Raw genomic sequence first — 25,656 nt, forward strand, 5'->3', positions numbered from 1 at the left:
ATGAAGCAACATCACACTAGGAAGTAAAACGGTTTGCGGAATCATAGCAGCCCGTCACCCCTTCGCGATCAGGGTGCCATCAATTCGAGCGTCGCAAACGTCATTGCCTTGAACGCCGTTTCCAACGTTTCCTCGGCATCGGGGTAGTAAACGCCCGAGTGCAGAGAGGGAGCTGGAATGCCGAGCTTTTCAAACCGGTCGAGTCGTGCTTGATTCACCGAACCGACTCGGTACATCAAAATCGGTACACCTGCGATACCATAGCGACTGAAATCTTCGCCGCCCATCGACGGTTCGTCGTCGATGATATTGTCCTCCCCGAGCACTCGCTGAAAAACAACCTTCATCCGAGCGGCTAGTTCATCATCGTTGCGAAGCGACGGAGTTCCTTCGCTATACGTCACTTCAGGTGGGTCGGCTCCGTGAGCCTGGGCGACGGCTAACGCTCGACGTTTAATTGAGGCCAACAGCTTCTCGCGGACTTCTGGTTTGTAGCTTCGAACCGTCAACTGCAACTTGCAATCGTTGCCGATAATGTTGTGCTTGGTGCCGCCGTGAATGGAGCCAACCGTCACGACTGCGGGATCAATCGGAGCCACCTCGCGACTTACGATCATTTGCAACGACACGATGAGTTCGGCCGCCATGGCGATCGGATCGATGGTTGTGTGAGGAGCACTGCCGTGACCGCCACGCCCCTTCATCGTGATGTCTACACTATCAACATTCGCCAATGAGAATCCGGGGCGGATCGAGACAGTCCCGGTCGGGGTGTCTCCCGAGACGTGCATCGCCAATGCAAAATCAGGACGTGGAAATCGCTCGAAGAGTCCATCGGCAAGCATTTGCTTTGCTCCTTCGCCACGTTCTTCCGCCGGCTGCCCGATCAACATTAGTGTTCCGGCCCACTGATCTTGATTCTCGGCAAGAAAGCCAGCGACGGCCGTAAGGTTTGTCATGTGAACATCATGTCCACAAGCATGCATCACGCCAGTCGATGTTCCGCTTTCAGTCTGCTTGGTCACCGTGGACGCAAAGGGCAGGGGAGTCGATTCAGTCACCGGCAACGCGTCTAAGTCAGTGCGCAACATCACCGTGGGACCGTCACCGTTCTTCAAAGTTGCAACGACACCATGACCACCGACGCCGGCAGTGACCTCATAACCAAATCCTCGCCAAGTGTCGGCAAGTCTAGCCGCCGTGTTGGCTTCGTCATGAGACAACTCTGGGTTGGCATGCAACCACTGGTACAATTCCAGATGCTCGGCGCGGTTATCATCAAACCATGACACCGGCTCAACTGCGACAACAGTCGAGCACTCTATCAGCCAAGCAATACTTAGCACTAAGCAAAACAATCTCATGTAAACACCAGTTGGAACGTACGAAAACCGAATCCACAGCAATCCAAAATCAAGAACTTGGATTGTACCAATTCTCGAGCATTGTCACCGCACCACCCATGAACACTAAACTCGCATTGATCGTCACGGCTCTTCTCGCCGTCCTAGGCAGCCGCACTGATGCTGCTGACGCGGCCACGGTACTTCAATACGGCGCTTCGGATGATCTGACGTTTTATTTGGGTGGCGATGCCTCGAAGTCGTTGATCAAAGGCGTCGATGGGCGAACAGCGATACGCATCGACATCGCGAAAGCAGGTGAAAAGAACTGGAGTGTGCTTCACCATTCGCCACCGAATACTAAGCCGGTGGGCAAAGGCGACTTCGTTGTGTTTGAAATCGAAACGCGTGTCACCGGAGAACGCACTACCGAAGGATCTATCGGCGTCTACGCAGAATCTGCGGTGAAAGAAAAACAAGGCAGCGTTGGTGAGCAGGTTCATCCGACGACCGAACTGCGAACTTTCCGTCGCAGCGTCGTCAGCCCAAACGATTTCGAACCCGGCGAATTTATTCTTTCGGTGCATTTGGGAATCAAGGCTCAGGTGGTTGAGTTCTACGGAGCGAAAATGGAGGTCTATCCAGCGGATACGGATCCCGAACTGCTTCGCCTCGATGGAATCGATTGGACGGGACGTAGCCTTGATGCAGCTTGGCGAGATGCAGCCAATCAACGCATTGAAAAGATCCGCAAGCAGGACCTTAGCGTTTCTGTGGTCGATGCGGACGGCAATCCAGTTGATGGTGCTGAGGTTACTATCAATCAGCAAAAGCATGCGTGGCGTTTCGGGACATTTGTCGGCAGCAAAATGCTCGGCGACACAGAGGACGCAAAACGGTATCGTGAGGCCGTGAAGTCACGATACAACTTTGTGACGCTACCTGCGTACTTAGCGAACTGGGGATGGCTGAGCGAGACGAATCGCAGGCACTATTTCCAACTCGCCGATTGGGCCCAGAACGAAGGTATCCCCGCTCGCGGCCACCTGTTGGTGTATCCGGGATGGACGGCGACACCGCCGGAATGGTTTGACATTCCCAAACCCGAACTGCGAACGAAACTCGCCGAACATATTCCACGAGCGATCGTCGCTTACCAAGATCGCGGCGTGACCGAGTGGGATGTCACCAATGAACTTCGTTTCAACGAAACTTTCATGCAGGAGCTAGGCGGGTTAAGCGTTGCCGCCGACTGGTTCAAGTTAGCACGAAAGCATCTGCCTTCGGGTGATTTGTACCTCAACGAGACTGTCATTCTCACCAACGGAGGTCACACCGAGAACGAACAAGCCACGTTAGAAAAACAAGTCAATGAATTGGTTGCGCAAGGAGCCCCCATCGACGGGATCGGATTGCAGGGCCACTTCGGCAGCGAATTGACCGCTCCTCCACGGCTGCTGCAGATCCTTGATCGCATAGCAAACCTGGGTCGCCCAATCATGATCACCGAGTTCGACATGGACATCGACGACAAGCAGGCACGAGGCGATTACCTGCGAGACTTTTATACGGTTTGCTTTAGTCACCCGGCGGTCAAAGGAGTTGTCGCGTGGGGATTTTGGGAAGGTGACATGTGGAAACCTCGAGGACATCTGCTGACTGAAGAATGGGAACCGACTCCATCGAGCCAAGCCTTCGACGATCTTGTTCTTGGCCAGTGGCTATCTCACGAATCGGGATCATCCGGTGCCAATGGCGATTGGACCACTCGCGTCTTCAAAGGAATGCATGAGGTCACCATTCGACAAGGTGACTACCAATGGACACGGACGATCGAAGTCAACGATGTCCCTGTTCGCGTGCAAGTGATCGTTCCCTAAAATGCATCACGAACGTTCTTCACTAGCAAGCACCGGGCTGACAATACTGCCTGCGCCGGGGCGGACGGACAAGATCCGCATCCCAATTGATTTCAGGTGATGCGTCGGTACGACAACACCGACCAATAACCCCAAGCACAACAGACGTCCTAACGACGAGATCGCAAACAGAGAATAGTACGTTTCAAACTGGCATCCCCAGTAAGCCAAGATCGCAGCCCCCGCTAACGCGCCGATACAAATCGCCAACGTGTTGGCAAAATTGTAGTAGGTCAACAAACGAGTCCTTTGGCTTGCCGGAAGCGTTTCAAAGAACATCAAGAAAAACCCAAGCTCGTACGCCGACCACGCAATTCCGCTGATGATTTGAATGAACCCCAACCACCAAACGTTGGTCGAGACAATCCAAAGCGATGCCAACGGGACCAACCCGAGGCCACCTATCCAAAGCACTTTCACGGCTCCGGTTCGTTCAGCAACTCGTCCCCAAAAGGACATGGTCAGCACCTTGCTAACGAAAGCCAATGACACCAACAAAACATAGGTGCCGTAGCCGAATTCCAATTGCTTAAGCATGTACGGGACGAAAAAGGGACCGCTTAATTGAATAAACGCCTGCATGAAGACTAGATAAATCAGCAAACGAATGGCCGTGTGGCTGATCGTATCGGTCGGCGATGTGGCTTCGCGGCTAGGGGATGAACTTAGTAATACCGCGTTGCTGTCCGACGATGTGGTTCGGTGTAAAAAGCCAGCCGACACAATCCTGAGCCCACCGGCAATGCAAAACATGGCAGCAAAAGCTTCCAGACCTAGTTCTTTGTTCGATGACCATTGCAAAAGCATGCCAGCGGAGAGCAACCCGGCAAACGTGCAGACTTGTTGCAGGCGTGACCGCTTAGAGAAAAAGCGAACGCGACGCTCCTTGGCGACGACGGTTTCCATCCAAGTGTTCCACGCTGGGCCTGTGGCCAAGCCGGCGGCCCAATACACCGAGGCGATGAGCAGAAGCAACGGCAAGGAAAGTGAACCCCGCCAAGCCGCGTACGCGAGTGGAATAAATGTGATTGCCTGGATGGCTGCCCCTAAGACAATCCAACGTTGCAAACCGCCGATCCAGCGGATCGCAATGGGTGAAATCAACTGAATCGCCCCGCCAGCAAGCAGCGGCAAACTTGCTACCAATCCGGCTTCGGTCTCCCCCAGGCCAACCGCCAACGCGAAGGCTGGAAAATACGTTTCTCCGCAGCCAACCATCCCGCCAAAACACGCGGCATCCCCCATGCTACGTCGGAGGTTTTGCTGCTCGCCGTCGATGTGAGTAAACGAAACTTGACTGTTGGTAGTGGGGACGCAGTGCATGGACAACTAGAGCGAATATAGCGAAGGGAGGTTCGATAGTACTACTATCGTCCATCCGACGGAATCTGGTCCAGCAAAGAAGCCACGATAGAGTGCTGCTGGATCGGATCACGCTTAAAAAAGCGGTTTGAGATTTCAATCTCTATTCCAAAATATTCGCTTTCGCAAAACTGTCGACGCAATGCTGTTGTGAAACCGTCGTCGGTTCCCGCGTACGGTTGATTGTTGACCACACGTAGTCTTGGACGGACCTTCAGCATCCCCAATCGCCAACTTTCGCAAAAATTAGTTTCGCCGGGTCGTGATGGATCAAACAACAACCCCACGTCGATCGGTCGCCAATTGCCTTTCATTCGTGGGGTAAACGTGTGCACGGACAAGTGGACCAAAAGACTTCCAACTGAAATTGCCGCCGCAATCGTATCACGCACGCGATTGCGGTAGGGATAGTAGTACTGCTGAAGTACTTGTTGCTGCTGAGATGCTGGCAAACGTCGCGAGAACTTTGAAAGCAGCTCGGGATTCTCAATCGAACGGTTGAGATCTACGAGTAAGCGAGTCACTTGGCAAGAATCAAGATCGCAACCCAGGCGATCGGCAATCTGGCGGGCGGCCGCTACCGCACCTGGATCGTAGCCACGATGACTTGAGAGTAGTTTTTGAGCTTGCGGTGACGCAAACACCGACGAATACGCCATCGGCACATCGTTGCCTGCATGCTCGCAAGTCACGACAAATACGCGATCTTGGCGGCTCGCGAGCTTACGGCTCACGGCTGGAACGGTTCCCATTGGTCAAGGCAGTCTGCGAGTTGGTCATAGACGTTGTGGAGATCTTCCTGCGAAAAATCATCGCCGAGGGATTTGCAAATTCTCGTCGCGAGAGTCCCTTCGTTTTCGATAACCTCCAACGGGGCGTACAACGTGGCGAGCGAAGAATCGTCGCGTCGAACACGATGAAGCAATTCGGACCACAGTTCGCGACCCCGACAACTCGCTCGGTTCACGCCAAGCGTAGCTAAGTAGGCGCTGTCCGAGATGACGGCATTTTCAGCATCCGTGGAAACGTCATCTAGGACCGCACGTAAAGACGCCGTCCCGATTGCTTGCTGAGCTTCTAGGCTGGACACGTTCTCTTCGACCAGCCACTTCACCACCGCCGTTACCGCCGCACAAATGGCGACGTCAGCACCGGGGTATTCCTGCACATCCATCACTCGCAATTCCACGCTGCCGCGATCAAACCGAGCGATCGCGCCCCGAGCATTCAAAAAGTCAATCTGCAATACACCGCTGGGATCATGCACTTTGACGTCACGCTGTATGGGCTCGAACACTTCGCGGCGATAGGTCGCTTCATCGAAGATTGATTCTGGAATCACTTGACCGGTCAATGAGCCCATCGCGCGACAGTGGTCGGCATAGTACTGCATCCGAGTGTCCATCTTCCCGGTGTATTGGCCGTCGACAATGGGCGAACTTGCGGTCAACGCGGGCAGGATCGGCAACACCAACCGCACCGCGGCATGCAACCTAGAAAACTCTTCGTCGCCATCGAAAGGAAGGTTCAAGTGAACACTTTGGACATTCGCCCAACCGTGCGACTTACAGTCGAAAATTCGATCGTAGGCTTGGTAGATCTCGTAGTTCTCGTGAGGCCACAAAATTGTCTCGATCGCAGGGTTCATCCAAGGATGCATTGCCGTAGGCAGCAACCGGACGTTAAGCCGATCAAGAACCGGGCGCAGATCAACCATCGCTTTTTCAAACTGCGACGGCAACGATCGAATCTTCTTCGCTGGTAGTGTGGTCTTAAGTTCTAAGACGTGTAGGGCTAGCTCGTTGGACCATGTGATAGGACCGGATTCAAAATCACTGACGAGCTGTCCTCCGGCAAGTATTGCCAACACCGTGTCAGCAACAGGGCGCACGTTAAGCGTATCTCGATCAACGAGCATGTATTCCATTTCGATGCCGAAAGCTTCGAACAGTTTTAGATCTTGAGTAGTCATGGGGCGGTTGATTCAGTTGAAGGTTGCGTACATCGTTTTGAAGAAGCAATATCTTGCCAACAATGTCATGAGTTCGATTGTTTATTGGCTTCGATTCGACGCACGAAGGACTCCATGATTCGGCGATACAAGTCGTCTCGAAGGATGGCGTCCTCGACTCCTGAATCCAAATTAGGGTTATCGTTGACTTCAATGACGTAGAATTGACCGTCGGCTTCCTTAATGTCGACACCGTATAGACCGTTGCCGATCAGGTTGGCCGCTTTCACCGCTGTCGCGACGGCTTTTCGCGGCGCCAATTCCACCGGCAGCGTGTCGGCTTTTCCAAATTGAGGTTTGCTGCCGCCCGCATTGTGCTTGGCGATCTGCCAATGCCCCTTTGCCATGTGGTACTTGCAAGCAAATATTGCTCGCCCGTCCAGGACACCAATCCGCCAATCAAAGTCGGTCCGCATGTACTGTTGAGCAATCACCAACTCGGACGTTTCGAAAAACTCGGAAAGCCGGGAACTTAACTCCTGTTCATCAGCCGCTTTGACGACGCCTTGGGAAAACGCACTGTCGGGCCGCTTCAGTACAACGGGAAACATAAATTCCTGGGCAATCTCAGCAGCGTTTCGTCGGTGAACGATCCAAGTTTGAGGTGTGGGAATCTTTGCTCGATTGAGCAATTCTGCGAGGTAAACCTTGTTCGTGCAACGAAGGATCGACAAAGGGTCGTCGATCACCACCATGCCTGCGGCTTCGGCACGTCGAGCCAAGCGATAGGTGTGATGGTTCACTGCCGTCGTTTCGCGAATGAACAACGCATCAAATTCAAGAATCCGTCCTGAGTCCTGGCGAGTGATCAGTTCAGCGGATACTCCCTCGGCCGCTGCAGCTTTCACCAATTTCTTCAACGCCGATTCGTCCGAGGGCGCTAGATCACCTTCTTCGGGATTGTGCAAAATCGCTAGGTCATAGCGAGCCGACTTTCGCTTGGGACGACTGAAGGCACGACGCGAAAAGTGCTCGGCCGCGGCGTCGGCGACGAAGTCACGGTGGCCTTCGGGAATTGAATTCAGTGCTAGTGCGGAAGCCCTCCTCAATCGCCATTTGCTGCGACGCGAGAAATGAAAACACAACAGCGGAGCCTGAAAGAGTCCGTAGAGTTCCTTAGCCAACTTGTCGTACTTCTTGGCGAAGTTGGCTCCGAAGTAAACGCTTAAGACGAACTCGTCGCTGCTGACTCCCTTCAGGGACGATTGGATCAAGTCCTCTAGAGACTGTGGAACCAATCGCACAGCAGCCGATCCATGCAAGTCTTGAATGGTCGAAACATCGGGAAAAGGCCGATGCCCGCGTGCCTCGGCTAGCAATGAAACGTAGTATCCAATGCTTTGGTAGCCATAGGAACGGCTTAAGTTGTAAATTCGGGTTCCACGTCGAAGCGAAGCGTCGTTGCTCGCGAGATAGTCACGCGGGTCAACTGTTTCGACGTCGTAGAATGGACCAAGCCAATCATCGCCATTTTCGGCGACTAAGATTGCGTTCATGTAGGAATAGGTTCTCTGGGACGAATGGTCATCAGGTTGGCATCGTACGTGACGATACCGAGCAAAATCGCGGATGTCACACGCGATAACATGGCTGGGTACTTGTTCGTCGGTGCCATTGGGTTGGGGTGTAGCGGATCGGCAATCAGGACAACTTGCTTCGCGGGATCGTAACCATGCAACACGACGAAGTGTCCCATCGGATCGCCAATGACGTCATCATCAATACTGCGATGGATACCATCGACGATGGCTGCCCGTTGACGGGATTCTTGATAAAGATAGGTAGCACTAAGGCCACAAAGGATGGGGACGCGAGCTGCAAGCAGATCAACTATCAGCGACTCTTCAAGCGGCTGCATCTGCACGCGTCCACCAAGCGAAAGGAACAGCAAGTAGGCATCCGTGGCCGCCTGCAGCCGAGCTTGATCAATGCCTATTTGGTTTCGCTTGGCCTCAAGTTGCAACTGCAACCGCTCAGCCAGAAAGTCGGCTGAAAACATTTCACCATTCTCATCGAACCACGTGGGATCAAAGATTTGAAGGTTATAGGTAACGATGACGACGTCAAAATCGCGTTTGAGCGCGTCACAGCCAAGGTTCACTGCTAGGGTTCCGCCTGTGCCAAGTTCGCCGACGTCGCGAATCAGTTGATCCAACGAAACCGTGGCGTTCCAGTACTCGTAGACGGCCGCTAGGCAGGTCGGCCCGCAGCTTGTTTCAGAGGGTTGAGGCTGGATTTCCAGCTCCAATAAATGCTCGCGGGCATCGAAAGGCGTTGTCATCGATGGCTACGTTCCGCACTGCCAAGCCCCGCCATCGCCGACAACACTCGCAACATGGCGTCAACGCTTGAGATCGATGCTGTCTCGGTTTGAGTGTGATACGAAGATGTTGGTAGCTGAAGCGTAGTGCCGGTAATGGTTAGGTTTGAGGCGGAAATGAGCCGGCCTAGTTCGGTACGTCCCAACGAACTTGGCTTGTCGCGTGTTTTGTTTAACTCGTTGATATAGTCATCTTTGTATCGATAGGATATCCCCATTCGATCACAGGTATCAGCGAGCTTTTGAGTTAGACCTGGGTCGAACTTGGCGGTGGAATCACAATGACGCAGCACCACGTCTTGATCGGCCAAGTCTTCAATGTTCGGAAATGGACTCGTATCCAAAACAATCAACCGGTCCGTCGACACGTCACGCCGCTGGAACCATTCCGCCGCATATCGCCAACTCCGTCCCGACTCTTCCCCCGCCGTGAACAAAGCCGTCCCTTGAAACCCGCGACGAATCAGTTCAATGACGACCGCAACACTCACAACGTTGTCGAGTTGTGCCGAGATATGGCCATCTTCCTCTTTCAAACGATCCAAGAAGGAAACAGGGGTTCCAGGTTGCAGGAAGTCGAGGCCTTCGATTTCGAATATCAGGTTCTTACGACGAGGGCAAATGAACGATTCCGTTATCACGCCCTGGCCCAGATACGAACCTGCGTATGGCGTATGAGCCTGGACGCGCTGGCCATAAAATCGCCCCGCGATCGTTTCCATGAACTGTTCGGAAATCGAATCGCCGTTGAGTTCGCCTCGGTTACCCGCAATGAATGCCGCGTACTGGAATTCCCGCGGACCGGTGCACATCAACCCGTGACGGTCCACGTGAGCCGAGACGTAGGCGCTTTCGGGTTTATTCCCTTGAACGACGAGTAACCCGTGATATCGAGTCACCGTGACGGGAAACTCTTCCAACTCGCGTCGCAGGACGCGAAAAAAAGCGTCCTCCATACCAACGACAGAGGGCTCACGAACGAGAGCTCGCAAGAGATGCAAAAACGACTGGAGCGAGCGGTGAGTGTTTTCCATTGAGCCAGCAAAAGGGAGCCTGGACGATCTCTCGAGGCAAACAGTCCAAAATTGAAACGCTGACGGGATTCATATTACAGCCAATGTGATTTTGGAATAGGAGCCACGGCGAACAATCTTCCATATCGTTGACGAGACCGCCGAAATCTAAACCACGTGGGCTCGATTCACAGCCAACGCCACGAACCGATTGGTTGCCCCGGTACCGACGAGTGTCCTCGTTCGCCCCATGTGTTCAGGTGCCAAAGGGTTGGAACGCGACCTCGTAGCCATCGCGTTGTGCTAGTGCACGGCACCTTGGCACGGCACGTTATGCCCTACGCCAACGCACTCAATCTTCCGACTGGGCCCTTCTTCGAGGTCTTTGCACTGAGTCTTTGCACTGAGTCTTTGCACTGAGACTTTGAACGGGGACTTTGCACCGCGCCCCCTTGCCCCCACTGATCTACAGCGCCTTGATCTACAGCGCCTTGATCTACAGCGCCTTGATCTACAGCGCCTTGATCTACAGCGCCTTGATCTCCAGCGTCTTGATCTCCAGCGCCTTGATCTCCAGCGTCTTGATCTCCAGCGTCTTGATCTCCAACGACCTGACCGACATGCCCCGGTTTCCATATCCGGTTGTCGGTGTCTTGGGAGCTGCCTCGGTTGGAAACCGCGATCCCCCACCTAGCCTTGCTATTTGGCTGATAACTTCTTCCGGTTCTGCCAATCGGTCCGCCTGCTGCGAAAAATTGAGAGAAGAAAATGTCTTTCGACCCGTTCGTGTTTTACGACCAATCACGACTCATCCGTGCGTGGTCGGCACACTCTGGGGGCCCGATGTTCGAGATTCGAAATCAACTTGTGCGGGTCCGCTCACTGCGGGTCAACCTATGCGGCTTGCGCGGAACGTGTTGTCCAGCTTTCGCACCGTAGGCGTGTGACAGCGCTCTACCGAAAAGGTTCAAGCAGCGATGCTGACATAACGCTTGTTGTCTCTCCAGTGACATCGTTGGGGCTGAAAAGTACGAACCGACCAAAGGTATATGATGAGAACCTCTAAACACTTGCTTCAAACAATGGCTGCGGTGGCCATCGCGTTCGCCACGAGCGTAACGGTTTCAGCCCAGGCCCAATACGGTTGTTGCGATGAACCTGCATGCGACAGTGGATGCGGCACTTGGATGGGCTGCGGGTCGAATGGTTGTGATGAACTAAGTTGCGACGGTGGATGTTGCGACAGTGCGTGTTGCGACTCGGGATGCGCAGCAGCGGATTGCATGAGTCGAATCACGAAGCAATTCGGAACCTGCGGTTTGATCAAACCCAGCGACCAATGCTTCGACGACTTCATCAGCCCGATGATCAACTTCGTATTCTTTGAAGATCCTCGGAACGTCACTGAGTTGCGACCTATTTTCGTCAACCACCGGATCCCCGATTCCCTCGGCGGTGGCGATATTCAGTTGTTTGCCTTGCAGTTTCGCGTCGCCCTTACCGAGCGTCTGAGCTTGATCGCGGTCAAAGACGGTGTGATCATCGACAACACCGGTGGCGCTTTGGACACGCTGCTCGATGACGGGTTCGCCGATGTTTCGGCTGGTCTGAAGTACAACGTGCTTCGTGATGTTCAAAGCGGGACCCTTGCCTCAGTTGGTTTCACGTATGAAATCCCAATGGGCAGCGACAAATCATTGCAAAGCGTTGGCGACGGCGAATTCCATTTCTTTGCCACTGCTGGACAACGCTTGCTTGACGGGAACGCTCACGTGCTAAGCAGCGTGGGATATCGCTTGCCTGTTGACGACGAAGTCCAGTCAACCTCGATTCACTGGTCCAACCACTTCGACGTCAAGGTCACCAATCGCGCTTACCTGTTCACGGAAGTAGCTTGGTGGCACTGGACCGATGAGGCCAGCACGGGATTGCCTCTTGGCGTCGCCGGACAAGACCTTTTCAACTTGCCAACGACCGGTGTTGATGGAAACGACTTGGTCACTCAAAACGTTGGGATGAAATTCAAACCTCGACGAAACATTGAAGCCGGCATTGCTTACGAGTTCCCATTGACGGACTTTCAAGACGTGATCGAAGATCGCTTTATGATGGACCTGATCGTTCGATACTAAGCTGCCATTTGATTCAGCAGCCCCACATCTGCTATCCAGTATCCCCTCGTCAACGGCTCGCGCTTTTTAGTGCGAGCCGTTGTTTTTGGTTCAAGAGCGTTCTCGGAAACTTTCTAGCGAGCGCCAACGCATCAATTGGCTCAACGACGCAAACGCAATCTTCCGTTCTTCCGAAACGCGACTCACACCGACATTTGGGCAACTACTTTGGTTCATCGGTTCAGCTGTCACAGACACGAACTCACCAACGATGACATCGTCTTAGCTGATGCGCAGTAAGATGACGAACCGAGTCCTTCATTCAGGCTTGGAACGATTCACGGATCTAATCCCAGAGACTACCTATGCGAATACAGCCGCTTTCATCGGTCGACTTGGACACACCATTTGGCTCGATGCGAACTCACCTCTTCCGCCCTGATGGAAAGGGGAAATACCCTGGAATCATTTTGTTCGCTGAGATCTACCAGATGACTGGTCCCATCGCACGAACGGCGGCAATGATCGCTGGACATGGCTTTCTAGTTGCCGTCCCGGACGTCTATCATGAATTCACCATACCGGGCGAATCGTTTGCGTATGACGCTAGCGGTACCGAGCGGGGAAACTCGCTAAAAACAACTAAAGAACTCGCCAGCTACGATGCGGATGCACGAGCAGTGATCGACTTCTTCGCTAACGACGAACAATGCTCTGGGCGAGTTGGTGCGGTGGGCATTTGCTTAGGCGGGCATCTTGCATTTCGCGCCGCAATGAATCCCGAAGTGGAAACCGCAGTTTGCTTCTACGCAACGGATATTCACAAAGGAAGCTTGGGCAAAGGTATGTCAGACGATTCGCTTGAGCGCATTGCTGAAATTAAAGGTGAGATAATGATGATCTGGGGCCGCCAAGATCCTCACATCCCGGTGGAAGGACGAAGGTTGATTTACGATGCGATGAACGCCGCAGAAACAAGATTCACGTGGCATGAATTCAACGGCGAGCACGCCTTCATGCGAGACGAAGGACATCGGTATGACCCTGCACTCGCTCAATTGCTCAACTCAATGGCCTGCCAACAATTCACGAACTGCTTGAAATAGTGGTTGCGTGAATACTGGTACCTTGGTTTGACTGCCAACGCATAAGAAGTCGACCTCGGATTGAACCTGGATGCCAAATTTCATCCAGGCGGTGCGTAAGGCCAGGGACTTCGGCACTTAACGGTTCGACGTGACTGCTTGCCAATAGTCGTCCTTCATCGAATCAACCTGTATGGAGTCGTACATCCAAACCATTCGCTTTCGATTTTCCGGCGGCGTCGTGACCTGCTTTTCGGATGCCAAGTGAGGATGGATTAGCGCTTCGACCAATGCGACGTCCCACATAACCCACGTCTCGCTGCCCTCAAACTTGGATTTCCATTTCTGCGTCAAGTATTTCCCTAGTTCACCCATCGCCTCGTGCCGCGAAAACGTGTCATCCCGATCAAACTTCAACTGACCGCTTACTTCCAACGGCATCACGTGAAGTTCAAGCTCGAGATGATTGAGCAAGTAGTCAGCGGCATTTAAATCGCGTCTGACATTAAATTCGGATTTGTTCCAAACACCCATTTCGAAATCATACGCAAACCCAAGAACGTACGCTTTAATCTTGGGTGCAATTTCAGGCGCGAGTTTGATTGCCGACGCGAGGTTCGTGGATGCTCCGGTGCATATAACGATCAACTTCTCGCCATCCGGAGTCTTCTTAGCTTGCGAGATGATGAACTGCGCAGCCGGGGAATCCTTAGGTTGCTCGCCACCCCAAGGCTTACCAAATGGCTCAGACGACCCTTGTGGCATCGGCAAACCGGTAACATTCATTACTTGCAGCAAGTCCTCGTTATCACGCTGACTCGCCTCGACTGATTTCGGATTCCCCAGGTAGTGAAACCACTGAGCCGAACTAAGCCCAACAACATTCAATTCGTCTTGCTTCATCATCCTCGCAATGGCAAACAAATCGTCGATTTCATTCGCCGTATCACAATCCAAAACAACCCTCGGCTTTTTGACCTCACCAGATATTGCGTCATGAGAAACAAGTACGCCAAGAACAGTCAAAAGAACTAGTCGTGGGAATATCACGGCAGGGCCACTCGGTGAGAAAGGGGGAAGGGAGGATCAGTTGAAGATCGACTGAGGATGCAGGCATCGTAATCGTTTTGCGAAACGAAATCGACTTTCGTGGATACTCATTGGACGAAAGCCAAGATCCTATTGCTGTTTTGCGTCGCGATACGGACGCCCTTCGAGGCGATCCAAAATGTCGTCCATCACGTCTAATTCGGTGTAATACATCGCGCTGGGATCGATACCACGACGATCCAAAAATTCAAGTCGCTGATGCACTGCCGGACGACTGGAAACCCAAGGCAAGATCACCGTCCATGTCACGATAATGCCTAGCACGCACGTGACAAACGAAAGCAGGGGACGACGGTTGGGTCTCGCCATGGCGACCCTCGTGAAGGAGTGGTTATTGCGCAATGAAATCTCGAAACAGAATGCCAAACATCAAGTAAGCCATCAGCAATGTCAAAATCAGGTTCAGCGACTGGCCAGCTAGATAAAGCAACAGAGGCTTGCCTCCTCGGAAGTAAGGAATCAGTTCAGAGAATTTGGTTTCCAAACCAATACTCACAAACGCCAAGCAGAACAGCCAACCTCGCAACGTCTTGGTCGATCCCTTAATCATACTTCCAACAATTTCGGGGCCACCTTCCATGAACGAGTGAAGCAGAGAAAAGATGATCGAAGCAGCAACGAATCCGAGCACGAACCGAGGGAATCGCTTCCAAACCTCTGATATCCCCGGTCGTGTTCCTTCCGCATCCTTTTCAACATAGGCGACCCAATAGCTGGCGATCCCAAACGCCGACACACCGATCAGAATGTTTTGAATCATCTTTACCGTGGCGGCGACTTCGAGTGCACGATCGCCTAGCGTAGCACCGGCGGCCGCTACGGCTCCTGTTGAATCAATGGTGCCTCCCATCCACGCACCCGCCACCACATCGTCTAAACCGATCGCTTTGATGACCAACGGCATGACCACCATCATCACCACTGTGAAGGAAAGTGACATTCCGATCGCGAGCGACAACTCTTCTTTTTTCGCTTTGCAAGCCGCCGCCGCCGCAATTGCGGCTGATACACCACACACTGACATGTCGGCCGAAATCACCATGTTCAATGATCGGGATTCAATCTTTAGAACCTTCTGACCAAAGATATAAGTGCTAATGAGAACGATGGGTGTTACGATCCAGGCGACACAGATGCCCGGCAATCCCAACGCCAACAGACGAGACATCAACACCTCGGCACCTAACAAGACCAAACCAGTTTTGATGAAAAACTCGGTGAGGACAGCAGGTCGTAACCAAGACGGCGTCCCGATCGTGTTGGAGATGATTAATCCGACCATCAATGCCCATAACGCATATTCTAAGTTGTAGGCCTTAACCACACTTTGCTCGGCCAATGCATAACTGAACGTCGCCAACAGGAAGACACCGGCGAAGCCTCGCAGAAACCTTACACCGCTGCCGCGCCCGTCACGAAAACGTATTGCCAACGACAGCAACCCGGAAAGTAACGCAAATGAACCTAGGGTTGCCCAAAGTGGTCCCCAGCTCAATGCTCCTGAATCGTCGGTCTTTGAGAAGGCGCCAAGCGGTGAACTGGACCACTTCGCAGGCTTGCCAATCCATTGGGCCAGAGGATTGACCGCGGTAACGGCCACTTCACCAGTTTCAGATGCCGCGCTGGTCGTGCTGACCACGACACAAGCCAGTGAACCGATCAAAATGAATGTTGCGCAGATGATCGCGAGCCAATCATCAGAAATATTCTTCCGGCTGATCTGGTTCTGACTAACCGGTTCCGACGGGCTGCTATTGGCGTCTGGCACGCTTTTCCTCACTTCTTTGCAAACAGGACGATTCTTCGAAAAACTCTCAGAGAAGGATGATCATATCCGGAAGATGATCCAATGAAACGAGTGCTACGAGATCGCTGCCCGGTCACTTCCGATTCGCTTCCGATTCGATGGTAGTTGATCTTGGGTACTTCCTTTATGACCGGTTTCGATCCGTGCGTCCGTGACATCACAGCGTGCTAATTCGCGCACTATACTGAGCGATTGTTTCTTGCGGTTGCAGTATATTGAGTTGGCACCTGCTTTGCGTGTAGTCCAGTGTTAATCCCGATCGGTGATTCTTGTAAACAATTCTGGAGACAACGATGAGAGTTATTCTTGCCAACGACGCTTCCCCTCACTCTCATGCCGCTGCAGACTACTTGCTTGCGATTCCATTTCGCAAACCGATTGATGTAGAAATCGTCGCAGCAGTGGCTCCACCGATGGTCCTGGATACGGGAATGGCCGGGATGCCCGTCGATCTCGGATTGTTCATCAGTGAAGAACGAGATGCCGTTCAGGAACGCGTCGATGCCGCCGCCGACGAACTTCGTACAGACGCTCATCAGAAGCTGTTGCATTCGGTAAATACACACGTGCCGATCGGACCGGCGTCAAGCGAACTGTTGCGTGTGGCGGACGATACCGACGCTGACTTGATTGTGCTGGGGGCGGTAGGACATTCGGCTCTTGACCGAGTTCTGTTGGGTAGCATCTCTGATTACGTGGCCACTCATAGCGACGTATCGACGCTGGTGGTCCGTCCCAATCGGCGTTCCGAAATTCCGCCGGGACTTGAAAAGATCATGATCGCCTTATCCGGCGGCCCCGAAGACCAACGGATGGTGGACTGGTTGCGTCAACTAAACTTAAGACCGAGCGTCGAAGTTCACTTGGTGCGAATCTTGATTCTTGAAACGCTTTACCGCCAAGACATCCGTCAAAAAGCCTCGGAATTCTGGCAGTCGTTCTCGAACGATGCACAGCAGCAGATCCTTGACTTTGAGACTCAGTTACAATCGATGGGTCTGAACACCGAAACACATCTCGTCGAAAGTAGTCATGCGGGCGAAGCATTGATCGAATACGCCGAAAACCATGGTTGCGACTTGATCATGACGGGCGATAGCGACAGTGGTTTGCTGACGCGTGTGTTCATGGGCAGCACGTCACGTTATGTGCTGCGTCATGCTCAATGCAGTGTGCTGACCGTTCGAGACAAGAATGACCGCGCCAAAGCGAAGCAGGAAGCGGCGGAGCAGACACAACGAAGTGGTGCGGCTCACTAAACGAAAGATTCCGTTTTCATCGCATGTTCCATTCACTGCTGATCGCCGGTCAATTTGTTTGCGCCGCCGTTCTAGTTCTATCGGCGAGTTGGTGGCCGATACCTTGGCTTGTCATCGTACTTTCACTTCCCGGAATATTACTGGCAGTTTGGGCTTGGCTTACAATGGGCTTACTTCGACTGCGAATCCATCCGTCCATTAACGACAACACACGACTGCTCGTGAACGGTCCTTATGCACTCGTTCGCCATCCCATGTACACAGGCCTGCTTTGGTTTGGGGCAGCAACGCTTGGCAGTGGATTTGCTTGGTGGCGACTTGCCGTATGGGGCGTATTAGCCGTCATACTGGTCATGAAGGCAAACGAAGAAGAACAGTCGATACTGCAGCGTTTTCCGCAATACCGCGACTACCAAGAGAAGACCGGACAACTCGTTCCGCGACTGGATCGCGTTTAAGATTCGAATACGTTTGGTTCGTTGCACTTCTGCTTTTCGCTTTCGAGCGTTTTGCTTTTTCACCTGATGTCAAAGCGGCATAGGCATGACCTTTGCTCATCCACTCTGTTCGAAACGCACCCCCACCCACTGAGGCAATTCCATGTTTGAACGAGATGCTATTCACGAACGAGGCAAAGCACTGGAAGATGAGTTTTTCCATCGCGTCGATGAAAAACTAAGGGCCGAATTGCGTCGAAAGATGGAACATGACGATGCCGTTGCGAGACTTCAATCGGCCACCGGTTTTGAAGACGCTCAGTTGCTTAGTCACCTTGTGGATTCCGACTTTACACCGGCATCGATAGCCGTGATCGCGTTAGTGCCTTTGGTGTTCGTCGCATGGGCGGACGGGTTCATTACCCCTGCGGAACGTCAATCAATCTTGAGTGCAGCGTTGCATCGAGGGATCAAGGACAATCCAACAGCGTCTGAAGTACTGGAGCAGTGGCTCCACCATCGCCCATCGGACTCGCTTCTGGAACTATGGAAAGAGTACGCCATTGCACTAGGGCAAACACTCACACCGACACTTGCAAAGATGCTCCAACAAGAAATCTTAAGATTGGCCACCGCTGTAGCTCAAGCTTCCAAGAAGCAGTTTAGTCGTGAGAGTATTTCAGCAGCGGAACAAGCTGTCCTTGATAAGATCGCAGAAGTTCCGATCACACCTGCCCAGTAGACATTCCTTTCCACTTTACTGTTCTGCCCATTTACGAGCCGCGACAAATTCGCGGCGTCATCATCGATCAAGTGAATTCCTCAATTCCATAATCTTCGCAATCGCAGGTAAACGCAGTTTTCTAAGGTTCAAACGCACTGCCAGTGGGACGTGTTGTGCGACTAGCTGTGACGCCGCATCAACTGGGCAAACCGAGCCCTGCTAACCCACCATTGGATATCTACTTAAAAGGTTGTATTGGCAGGAATGCCCTTGGGGGCATCTAGACTCTCCGTGAGCATGCAGATGCTTTCCTGTCGGTCTCCATTGAACCAACGGAGAAATTTTTTTCGCTCTCGCTTTGCCAGACACTTTTCTTTTCTACGCAACTTTTTCAGGCATGATTCAAATCGCTTTGAGCATACTTTCCTTCGTAGTTTCAGCAAGTATTGCGAAACAACAACGCGGTCGTGAATCAGGCCAATGGACTTCTGAATGGAGCACGTTGCGGAGTAGAGCTTTCGCAACGAATCGTTCGGAATAGACTCTTGCTGTAGTTCGATACAGTAGCGGAGATGCTTCGCTCTCTTACGAAGCATGTGCAATGAATCATGGTCGATCTTCCGGGCCTGGATCACCGCCGCGAGCGACCTAGCTGCCTCGGCAACGTGACTTTCTACCATTGCCGAGACTTCGTCGGCAGAAGCCAAATCTAGTGCGACAACGCATGCAACAATCCGATTGCTAAGCCTCCTATCGGACGACAATCGCTTCTGTATCTTCTTCAGTGGACCTTGAGCCTGGGCTCGTTGCTTCTTGAGGCATCGCTTGAGCTTTTTCAGACGACTAGTTTTGCAGTTCTCATAGTAGGCCAGCATGACGTCCAAGTCGCGAGCCTCGCCGGCAGCCGATCGGATTCGCTTCAGCTCTCTCCGCAACCACTTCACCAGTTGGGATGGTAGGCGATCTTCATACAAGTCCAATCCCGCAATCGCCTCTCTGGTGGCAACGCGTAATTGGTGCACGTATTCACAATCTTCGTCGGCGTGCTTAGCCGCCAATGGCAGAAATTGTTGCACATCGCTTAATCGTTTCCCCAATGACTGGGATGCAGACAAATCAGTCGGAGCACAAGTTTTCATCGTTAGAACGAATATCGAGTTAGCTTTCATTGCGTGCTTGCGAAATCAGAGCTTGCTTTTCCGACGTCTCAAGATGTTCTGTCAACGCGGCGATGTAGGCAGCACGCTCTTCATCACTGTTGAATTCTAGCGGACGTTGCATTTGCAAGTCGCGAAGCGTTTTCATTTGGCGACGCTCCATGAACTCCACCAACCCTTCCAACAAGGTTCGAATCACATCAGGTCCTTCGCGGTAAACAGCCGACGTGACCATACCGACATCGGCTCCCGCTAGTAGAGCTTTCACTAGATCGTCAGCATGACCAATGCCACCACTAGCCGCCAACGGCATTGCTGGACAATAGCTGTGGACTTGCATCAGCGCATCAAGCGACTCACTTTGAACACCGCTATTGGTCAGCTTCCATTGCCTAGTTAGATTTAGCGTTTCAAGACTGATATCAAGTGCTGGGGCGCGACCATGGAGAACAAGTCCCTGCGCACCAGAAAGCAATTGGCGTGCAATGTGAGGGACGCTGGTAAAGTTGCGGCCAAGTTTGACAAACAACGGAATCGTAATTGCCGCGTTGATTTCGCGCACCGCATCGCGAATGATCGTTTCAATTTCTACTGAATTGTCGTAATCGCGGGCATGCGAATGAGGCACATTGAGTTCGATGGCCGACGCCCCGGCCTCTTCGAGTTCACCCGCGAAATCCATCCAGCCGCCAGCCGTAAATCCATTCAAACTGGCAATGATGGGAACTGTCTGCAACGCACTCGCTCGATTGACAAGCGACAAGTACGATTCCGCATCTTGGACCGCCCAATTGTGTTCGGTCCGGTTGGCTCGCGCGTAGATTTCTTTCTCTCGTTGGGTAATCGTGCGTCCCGAAGCGATGCTCCATCCGATGACTTGCTCTTCGAATAGAGAAGGCAACACGATTGCGCCAACGCCGGCATTTTGCATCGCCAGTCGAGATTGCTCGCTTAGCGTCATCGGGCACGCACCGACGATTAAAGGAGATTGAAGCGAGAGGCCACCAAAATTGGTCAGCAGAGAGGTTGTCATCTTAGTATCCATGTGAATGGGGTAACGATTGAGTGAAGTCATAAGTGATCGGCAATCTTGATCGCGTCCGGCACGTCTGCGAGATAATCAAGTTCGTTTCCAGAGAGCGGTTGGCGGGAAACAAGTTGATCCTCGAGAACACGAAGATCGGCATCGGACGCGTCGTTATTCAAAGCCATGCGATTGGCAATGCGATCGCGAAGCGTTTGAGGATCTGCTCGACAATCTAAAATCGCAAACGGAACGTGTTCTTGACTTGCCAGCTTAAGAAAACGCTGACGGTCATTTCGACGCAAGAACGTCGCGTCAACGATGACGCTATAACCAGCCCGAACAATATCTTTCGCAAGTGATGCAAGTCGCTCATAGGTGCGTTCATCGGCCGTGTCACTGTACATCTCAGCTTGCAACTGCTCTGAAGGGCGTTGGGTTTCTGAGAGACCAAACAACCGCTTGCGTTCAAGATCGCTGCGCAAGCGGAATGCGCTGTGCTTTTGCACGACCGATTCGCTGAGGGTCGTTTTGCCACTACCGCTTACGCCATGCGTGATCCACAACTGAGGGCGACTGTCCATCGTGAACTTTTGGGCCAAACTGATGTGCTGCCGAGCATCGGCAATCGAAGCGTGACGTTCGCTGGAACTCAGTCCGCTCTGCTTAGATCGCATCGTTGCAACCCAAGATCGCACTAAGGAGCGATAAACTAGAAACCAACGAAGAATGACTAGCGACTGATAATCGCCCGTTTCTTCCAGGTAAGTATTGATGACGGTATGCGACAAATCTTGGTGTCCTCGGGCGGCAAGGTCCATTTGTAAGAACCCCACATCGCTGAGAACGTCGATCCACCGCAAACGTTCGTTGAACTCGATGCCATCGAACGGAACGAGTCGTCCGTCCCAAAAAACAATGTTCTCGGAATGCAGATCGCCATGGCATTCGCGAATAAAACCATCGGCAACACGACTGCCGAACACCTGCAGATGCTGCTTGAAGTAGTCATCCGACCAATCATGCAATTCCGCTAGAGTGGATGCCGTTTGGGAATCTGTGTTGTCCTTGAGTTGAGTTGCGATCTGATGAAAATTTTTGACCAGATAATCCGTCCATCCGGATGCAAAGCTCGCTTCACACTTCGTTGCACCGCAATGAAAGTAAGCGATCGTCTTCGCTAATTGTTTCAGATCCGATGTCGTCAATTCCCCGGTCTCAATGCGTTCGCTAAGCAACGACCCTTTAGCAAACCTTCTCATTTTCACTGCGTATTCAACAGGCGGCGCAGAAGTCCCCAAACACAACTGCCCACGTTCCCAACCGATGGATTCAACGCCTAGGTACAGATCGCTTGCGTATCGGCTATCCAGCGCCAATTCCTTTTCGCAAAACTGCTTTCGCAGTTCGAGGGTGCTGTAATCCAAAAAATCGGTTCGAAGCGGCTTCTTGATCTTGTAGGCAAAATCCCCGGCAAGAAACACCACTGAAATATGCGTTTCGTGTACTTCGACTTCGCCCGCCGTCGGGTGCGGATAGGCGGCGTCCCGGGTGAGTCCCTCGATCAATTGCTCCATGCTCACGGAGTTCTCAGTTGATACAGTCATCAGACAAACTTTCAAGTTCGAAGGTCAGAGGCCGAAGGTTCCACGGAGGAAAGACCCTTGAGCGACGTGTGCATGCGGTTTGCCTCGTTATCGGTACCGCCGCGCTACTCGACATCCAGTTTCATAAACTCAACCCGGTGCTTTCGCATATAGGAATGGCACTCGACACAGCGAACGGTGAGGGCAACGTAGCCAAGCGTCGCACGATGAATATCTTTGTCATCAGCGGCTTCGATCACCAAATCCGCAGCACGTTGAAAGTCGCGACTTTGGGCTGCGTACTCTTTTGTTTGCAACACGTTCCAACCAGATTCTGTGCTCAGCAATCGAAGTGCCCGGGCATTGATTTTAATGGTGTCGAATTGCTCGAGCGTTAGGCCTTCGAGAATGGCCTTTGACTTATCGAGTTTCAAATGCATCAGCGGAGTGATCTTGCTGGGTTGATCTAGAGGAGGATCTGCCGCAGTCGCCACCGCCACAAGTACCGTCGCAATCGGAACAACATAAAGTAGAAAGCGTTTCATCAAGGGTCTCACAATAGAGGCAAGGGTTCGTCTTCTTCAATCAACAATGCATTTGCAACTTGGATGGGTGACACAAAGCCATCCGGTTTCAAGGCCAGCAGAGAGCATGTCACGTCGGAGATCACCGTCTCGGCAGTGTTTCCGATTAAGAACCCTGCAACGCCAGTTCGGCAGACGGTCCCCATCACCATTAGGTCCGCCTCAATCTCATCCGCAACACTTCGAATCACTGAGGCAGGCGTCCCCTGGCGCAGATGCAGATGAACGTCGTCCGACTTGGAATACGGGGCTTGCAATAATTCATCGATTGCCTTGTTGACCTTCGCCTCATGCTCTTTGCGAAGTAGCTCAACAGCGTCGTCCCCGGCGTTTCGACGCACGGCGTCCTCCATCCAAATTTGCCATGCACCCACGACGTGCAATTCCGCTTGGTCACGCTGAGCAATTGAGTAAGCGAGTTCAAGGATTTTGCGGTTCAAATCCGCATGTTTCGCATCCAAAGAATCAACGTCGATGGCTGCCAGGACGCGATCGAATTCACCATGAATTTGCGGTTTCAGCAACCATACTGGGCATGGGCACAGTCGTAGTAAAGACTTGGCAATGCTGCCAAATAGCCTGCCAGCCGGTGAGAATCCGTCTGCTGTTTTGACCACCAAATCGTATTGGTCACTGACAACTTGACGAGTGATTTCCGTCGCCGGATCGCCAATGGCAACCAGCACATCGAGCTGCAGTCCAGTGTCAGATATCTCGCTGGCAAGATCTAGTAAACGGCGACGGCGATCCGCTGCGACGAGTTTTTCAAGCTCGTCCGGTTTCGCAACATCCGTCATCAAACCCAATGCCTTAGGGATTGGCTTGACAACGTCCATCAATGTCAGTGATGCGTTGTTTTCGAGGGCTAACTGAGCAGCACGTGTGACAGCAACTTCCGGCTGCTCGGTACCCGCATAAACTAGGATGTGCTTAAAGTTTCTCATGTCCGGTGGCCTCAGTTGAAACGGCTTGTTTGAAATTTACGAAGAAGATCAATTGACCTATTCATCTTCTATCTATTGCGACGCTACTGTTGATTTTGATGTTCTTTTCTTAACGCCCTCGATCATTCGATTGCGAGTGATCCACACACTGCACGGAGCATGGCGAAGAACGAATCGAGTCATGCTCCCCATAAGCATGCGGTTCAAACGGGTCCGAGGCGTTTCGCCGACAATCAACAAGTCAGCCCGGTTGGATTCGACAAACTTTACTAATCCTTCCCCGACGTGATCACCGTTAACAATTCGACCGATAGCGTTCGGAGCAACCTCGCGAATCTGCTGCGCGGCATCATCGACTGCATGCTGGGTAAGACGCTGGTCGTCCTCGCTCTTTCCGCCGGCTAGCGCCTGAAGTGCCGGTGTGGTGGCGACAGTAACGACGTCAACTTTAGTGCTGGATCCCCAGCGAAACTCCGCAAACTCTTCCAATGCAGCTTGCGCTGGCCCCGTTTCGTCGTACCCAATCGTGACTTGCAATGGGTGATTCTGCGTTGACGCTTGGTTCGGACGGACCACAAGCGTGCTGCAGGGTGCATGGGTGGCGATGTAGTCACTGGTGCTTCCCAGTAACACCCGAGCGATAGCCGAATGTCCCGTTGCTCCGATTACCACTAAATCAGGACGAACCTCATTGGCGACCTGTACGATAGTTTCAGCGGGCAGTCCTTCACGAACGACCTGCCTCAGACTCACGTTGGCCCCCTCGAACATTTCGACAACTGACTTGTACGCTTGGTCAGCCTGTTTGCGTTCCTGAGCTAAACACGCTGCAATCCAATCGCTGTCGAGTAAAGTTTTCTCGCGACCAGACACGAAAACAGCCGTCACAACGATTAGCTCTAACTGCCCATCGTGAGGAAGCCTTGCAACAAACCTAGCCGCCTGAAGGGCTGGTTCAGAACCGTCGGTGGCAAGCAGTACTTTTTTCATCATGGTCTCCCGTGGGTTTCCAGAGAGGTAACGCAATCAGTAGTGCACGCATTCGTGATGCCAAACCAAGAATCGGTGAAAAACCATACATCCAGCGTGCATGTTGCGCGCCATAACGCACAAATGAGCGTGGACGTTCCACTTCCGCTCGGATGTTTAATACCCGCAGCAGTGATTGCAGTGAGTGGCCCACCCTTTGCTGCACGAGTGTTCCATAAGACTTGGCTCGTTCTGCATATCTCAGCAATAGATCTCATCATGAAGAAATTGAAACACCAATCACCGCTAAGTAAACACGCTGAGGCGGAACACTTTTTCGCTGAGCTAGAAGAAAAGATCGTTCAAAAGCTGCACGCGGAAGCGACCAGCGATGATGGGCGCCGTGAACTGTTACGCAGCACTGGCATTCACGACGAAAAGCTACTCGACGAAATGGCGAAGCTCGGCATCACTGCCGATGGCGTGATCGCGCTACGATTGATTCCGCTAGTGTTGGTCGCTTGGGCAGAAGGAGTCGCTGATCAACGGGAGCGGACCGCGGTGATTGCTGCTGCGACTCGTTTAGGTATACACGAAGCGACGACGGCTTGGATCTTGCTGGACCGTTGGCTGACGAAACATCCCCCAGGACTTTGTGTTGATGCGTGGAAGCGATACACGCATGAGACTTTCGCAAAGATGTCGAGCACAGCTCAAAACCGGCTCGTTGAATTGACGCAGAAACAGATGATCGAAGTTGCAAAATCTTCAGGCGGCCATCTGGGTATTGGAAAGATTTCCAAGAAAGAGGAAGCCATCATTCATCAAGTGGTCACCTCGATGCGACTTCAAGCAATGCTGCAGTAACGCGGATGCGGCGGTGCATTTCGA

24 protein-coding genes are annotated in these 25,656 nt (G+C 52.5%); 7 read left to right on the top strand and 17 right to left on the bottom strand.

Annotated features, from left to right (window positions below; genetic code table 11):
- Nucleotides 1-68 precede the first annotated feature (68 nt).
- Nucleotides 69-1,364, bottom strand: coding sequence for a M20 metallopeptidase family protein (locus Pla22_RS22785; protein ID WP_146517071.1), 1,296 nt, complete (start codon nt 1,362-1,364; stop codon nt 69-71).
- A gap of 98 nt (nt 1,365-1,462) precedes the next feature.
- Here Pla22_RS22785 and Pla22_RS22790 point away from each other — a divergent pair, with 98 nt between their 5' ends.
- The gene (locus tag Pla22_RS22790; protein ID WP_165440798.1) at nt 1,463-3,223 is read left to right on the top strand and encodes an endo-1,4-beta-xylanase; all 1,761 of its coding nucleotides are present in this window, start codon (nt 1,463-1,465) and stop codon (nt 3,221-3,223) included.
- A 6-nt stretch (nt 3,224-3,229) separates the two neighbouring features.
- Here Pla22_RS22790 and Pla22_RS22795 read toward each other — a convergent pair whose 3' ends face one another.
- The 7 genes from Pla22_RS22795 to Pla22_RS25425 all read right to left on the bottom strand — a co-directional run bounded on the left by Pla22_RS22795 (nt 3,230) and on the right by Pla22_RS25425 (nt 10,773).
- Nucleotides 3,230-4,585, bottom strand: coding sequence for an MFS transporter (locus Pla22_RS22795; protein ID WP_242632276.1), 1,356 nt, complete (start codon nt 4,583-4,585; stop codon nt 3,230-3,232).
- A 44-nt stretch (nt 4,586-4,629) separates the two neighbouring features.
- Complete coding sequence (locus Pla22_RS22800) at nt 4,630-5,358, bottom strand: N-formylglutamate amidohydrolase (protein ID WP_165440799.1); 729 nt, start codon at nt 5,356-5,358, stop codon at nt 4,630-4,632.
- The gene (locus Pla22_RS22805) at nt 5,355-6,596 is read right to left on the bottom strand and encodes a carboxylate-amine ligase (protein ID WP_146517074.1); all 1,242 of its coding nucleotides are present in this window, start codon (nt 6,594-6,596) and stop codon (nt 5,355-5,357) included. Before Pla22_RS22805 ends, Pla22_RS22800 begins: the two co-directional genes overlap by 4 nt.
- 65 nt (nt 6,597-6,661) lie before the next feature.
- A complete protein-coding gene (locus Pla22_RS22810; RefSeq protein WP_146517075.1) occupies nt 6,662-8,131 on the bottom strand; it encodes a RimK family protein in 1,470 nt (489 codons plus the stop codon).
- Nucleotides 8,128-8,916, bottom strand: coding sequence for a cysteine peptidase family C39 domain-containing protein (locus Pla22_RS22815; protein ID WP_146517076.1), 789 nt, complete (start codon nt 8,914-8,916; stop codon nt 8,128-8,130). The genes Pla22_RS22810 and Pla22_RS22815 overlap by 4 nt, the downstream gene beginning before the upstream one ends.
- Entirely contained in the window at nt 8,913-9,989 is a 1,077-nt protein-coding gene (locus Pla22_RS22820; protein WP_146517077.1) for a peptidase M42, read from the bottom strand. The genes Pla22_RS22815 and Pla22_RS22820 overlap by 4 nt, the downstream gene beginning before the upstream one ends.
- A 505-nt stretch (nt 9,990-10,494) precedes the next feature.
- Entirely contained in the window at nt 10,495-10,773 is a 279-nt protein-coding gene (locus Pla22_RS25425; RefSeq protein ID WP_165440800.1) for a hypothetical protein, read from the bottom strand.
- A 478-nt stretch (nt 10,774-11,251) separates the two neighbouring features.
- Here Pla22_RS25425 and Pla22_RS22830 point away from each other — a divergent pair, with 478 nt between their 5' ends.
- Nucleotides 11,252-12,100, top strand: coding sequence for a hypothetical protein (locus Pla22_RS22830; RefSeq protein ID WP_146517078.1), 849 nt, complete (start codon nt 11,252-11,254; stop codon nt 12,098-12,100).
- Nucleotides 12,101-12,444: 344 nt separating this feature from the next.
- On the top strand, nt 12,445-13,185 hold the full coding sequence (locus Pla22_RS22835; protein WP_146517079.1) for a dienelactone hydrolase family protein: 741 nt from the start codon (nt 12,445-12,447) through the stop codon (nt 13,183-13,185).
- Between the two features lie 117 nt (nt 13,186-13,302).
- Here Pla22_RS22835 and Pla22_RS22840 read toward each other — a convergent pair whose 3' ends face one another.
- The 3 genes from Pla22_RS22840 to Pla22_RS22850 form a co-directional block, all read right to left on the bottom strand.
- Complete coding sequence (locus Pla22_RS22840; RefSeq protein WP_165440801.1) at nt 13,303-14,190, bottom strand: nucleoside hydrolase; 888 nt, start codon at nt 14,188-14,190, stop codon at nt 13,303-13,305.
- Nucleotides 14,191-14,343: 153 nt separating this feature from the next.
- Nucleotides 14,344-14,583, bottom strand: coding sequence for a hypothetical protein (locus Pla22_RS22845; protein ID WP_146517081.1), 240 nt, complete (start codon nt 14,581-14,583; stop codon nt 14,344-14,346).
- Between the two features lie 22 nt (nt 14,584-14,605).
- Nucleotides 14,606-16,042, bottom strand: a complete 1,437-nt coding sequence (locus Pla22_RS22850; RefSeq protein WP_390620298.1) for a YeiH family protein — start codon at nt 16,040-16,042, stop codon at nt 14,606-14,608.
- Between the two features lie 332 nt (nt 16,043-16,374).
- On the opposite strand from Pla22_RS22850, the gene Pla22_RS22855 reads away from it, so the two are divergent.
- The 3 genes from Pla22_RS22855 to Pla22_RS22865 all read left to right on the top strand — a co-directional run bounded on the left by Pla22_RS22855 (nt 16,375) and on the right by Pla22_RS22865 (nt 18,519).
- Nucleotides 16,375-17,340 carry a universal stress protein gene (locus Pla22_RS22855; protein ID WP_146517085.1) on the top strand — a complete coding sequence of 322 codons (966 nt, stop codon included), beginning with the start codon at nt 16,375-16,377 and terminating at the stop codon, nt 17,338-17,340.
- A 23-nt stretch (nt 17,341-17,363) separates the two neighbouring features.
- A complete protein-coding gene (locus tag Pla22_RS22860) occupies nt 17,364-17,798 on the top strand; it encodes a methyltransferase family protein (protein WP_146517086.1) in 435 nt (144 codons plus the stop codon).
- A 142-nt stretch (nt 17,799-17,940) separates the two neighbouring features.
- Nucleotides 17,941-18,519 (top strand): hypothetical protein, encoded by a 579-nt coding sequence (locus Pla22_RS22865; protein ID WP_146517088.1) that lies wholly within the window; start codon nt 17,941-17,943, stop codon nt 18,517-18,519.
- Between the two features lie 224 nt (nt 18,520-18,743).
- Here the strand turns inward: Pla22_RS22865 and Pla22_RS22870 are convergent, their stop codons facing one another.
- The 6 genes from Pla22_RS22870 to Pla22_RS22895 all read right to left on the bottom strand — a co-directional run bounded on the left by Pla22_RS22870 (nt 18,744) and on the right by Pla22_RS22895 (nt 24,786).
- Nucleotides 18,744-19,640 carry a CHAD domain-containing protein gene (locus Pla22_RS22870; protein WP_165440802.1) on the bottom strand — a complete coding sequence of 299 codons (897 nt, stop codon included), beginning with the start codon at nt 19,638-19,640 and terminating at the stop codon, nt 18,744-18,746.
- 19 nt (nt 19,641-19,659) lie between these two features.
- Entirely contained in the window at nt 19,660-20,691 is a 1,032-nt protein-coding gene (locus Pla22_RS22875; RefSeq protein ID WP_146517091.1) for a dihydroorotate dehydrogenase-like protein, read from the bottom strand.
- A gap of 38 nt (nt 20,692-20,729) precedes the next feature.
- Nucleotides 20,730-22,289, bottom strand: a complete 1,560-nt coding sequence (locus Pla22_RS22880; RefSeq protein WP_146517093.1) for a bifunctional aminoglycoside phosphotransferase/ATP-binding protein — start codon at nt 22,287-22,289, stop codon at nt 20,730-20,732.
- Nucleotides 22,290-22,393: 104 nt separating this feature from the next.
- Complete coding sequence (locus tag Pla22_RS22885) at nt 22,394-22,813, bottom strand: hypothetical protein (RefSeq protein ID WP_146517095.1); 420 nt, start codon at nt 22,811-22,813, stop codon at nt 22,394-22,396.
- An 8-nt stretch (nt 22,814-22,821) separates the two neighbouring features.
- The gene (locus Pla22_RS22890) at nt 22,822-23,796 is read right to left on the bottom strand and encodes a universal stress protein (protein ID WP_146517096.1); all 975 of its coding nucleotides are present in this window, start codon (nt 23,794-23,796) and stop codon (nt 22,822-22,824) included.
- 72 nt (nt 23,797-23,868) lie between these two features.
- Nucleotides 23,869-24,786, bottom strand: coding sequence for a universal stress protein (locus tag Pla22_RS22895; protein ID WP_146517098.1), 918 nt, complete (start codon nt 24,784-24,786; stop codon nt 23,869-23,871).
- Nucleotides 24,787-25,044: 258 nt separating this feature from the next.
- On the opposite strand from Pla22_RS22895, the gene Pla22_RS22900 reads away from it, so the two are divergent.
- The gene (locus Pla22_RS22900) at nt 25,045-25,632 is read left to right on the top strand and encodes a hypothetical protein (RefSeq protein WP_146517100.1); all 588 of its coding nucleotides are present in this window, start codon (nt 25,045-25,047) and stop codon (nt 25,630-25,632) included.
- Nucleotides 25,633-25,656: the final 24 nt, after the last annotated feature.

Origin of the sequence: Rubripirellula amarantea (assembly GCF_007859865.1) — a bacterium.
Taxonomy (GTDB): domain Bacteria; phylum Planctomycetota; class Planctomycetia; order Pirellulales; family Pirellulaceae; genus Rubripirellula; species Rubripirellula amarantea.

Excerpts from the sequence above, each read along its gene's own strand:
- Pla22_RS22785 (WP_146517071.1), bottom strand. The coding sequence starts at position 1,364 with ATGAGATTGTTTTGCTTAGTGCTAAGTATTGCTTGGCTGATAGAGTGC.
- Pla22_RS22790 (WP_165440798.1), top strand. The coding sequence starts at position 1,463 with ATGAACACTAAACTCGCATTGATCGTCACGGCTCTTCTCGCCGTCCTA.
- Pla22_RS22795 (WP_242632276.1), bottom strand. The coding sequence starts at position 4,585 with ATGCACTGCGTCCCCACTACCAACAGTCAAGTTTCGTTTACTCACATC.
- Pla22_RS22805 (WP_146517074.1), bottom strand. The coding sequence starts at position 6,596 with ATGACTACTCAAGATCTAAAACTGTTCGAAGCTTTCGGCATCGAAATG.
- Pla22_RS22810 (WP_146517075.1), bottom strand. The coding sequence starts at position 8,131 with ATGAACGCAATCTTAGTCGCCGAAAATGGCGATGATTGGCTTGGTCCA.
- Pla22_RS22815 (WP_146517076.1), bottom strand. The coding sequence starts at position 8,916 with ATGACAACGCCTTTCGATGCCCGCGAGCATTTATTGGAGCTGGAAATC.
- Pla22_RS22820 (WP_146517077.1), bottom strand. The coding sequence starts at position 9,989 with ATGGAAAACACTCACCGCTCGCTCCAGTCGTTTTTGCATCTCTTGCGA.
- Pla22_RS22830 (WP_146517078.1), top strand. The coding sequence starts at position 11,252 with ATGAGTCGAATCACGAAGCAATTCGGAACCTGCGGTTTGATCAAACCC.
- Pla22_RS22835 (WP_146517079.1), top strand. The coding sequence starts at position 12,445 with ATGCGAATACAGCCGCTTTCATCGGTCGACTTGGACACACCATTTGGC.
- Pla22_RS22845 (WP_146517081.1), bottom strand. The coding sequence starts at position 14,583 with ATGGCGAGACCCAACCGTCGTCCCCTGCTTTCGTTTGTCACGTGCGTG.
- Pla22_RS22855 (WP_146517085.1), top strand. The coding sequence starts at position 16,375 with ATGAGAGTTATTCTTGCCAACGACGCTTCCCCTCACTCTCATGCCGCT.
- Pla22_RS22860 (WP_146517086.1), top strand. The coding sequence starts at position 17,364 with ATGTTCCATTCACTGCTGATCGCCGGTCAATTTGTTTGCGCCGCCGTT.
- Pla22_RS22865 (WP_146517088.1), top strand. The coding sequence starts at position 17,941 with ATGTTTGAACGAGATGCTATTCACGAACGAGGCAAAGCACTGGAAGAT.
- Pla22_RS22870 (WP_165440802.1), bottom strand. The coding sequence starts at position 19,640 with ATGAAAACTTGTGCTCCGACTGATTTGTCTGCATCCCAGTCATTGGGG.
- Pla22_RS22875 (WP_146517091.1), bottom strand. The coding sequence starts at position 20,691 with ATGACAACCTCTCTGCTGACCAATTTTGGTGGCCTCTCGCTTCAATCT.
- Pla22_RS22880 (WP_146517093.1), bottom strand. The coding sequence starts at position 22,289 with ATGACTGTATCAACTGAGAACTCCGTGAGCATGGAGCAATTGATCGAG.
- Pla22_RS22885 (WP_146517095.1), bottom strand. The coding sequence starts at position 22,813 with ATGAAACGCTTTCTACTTTATGTTGTTCCGATTGCGACGGTACTTGTG.
- Pla22_RS22890 (WP_146517096.1), bottom strand. The coding sequence starts at position 23,796 with ATGAGAAACTTTAAGCACATCCTAGTTTATGCGGGTACCGAGCAGCCG.
- Pla22_RS22895 (WP_146517098.1), bottom strand. The coding sequence starts at position 24,786 with ATGAAAAAAGTACTGCTTGCCACCGACGGTTCTGAACCAGCCCTTCAG.
- Pla22_RS22900 (WP_146517100.1), top strand. The coding sequence starts at position 25,045 with ATGAAGAAATTGAAACACCAATCACCGCTAAGTAAACACGCTGAGGCG.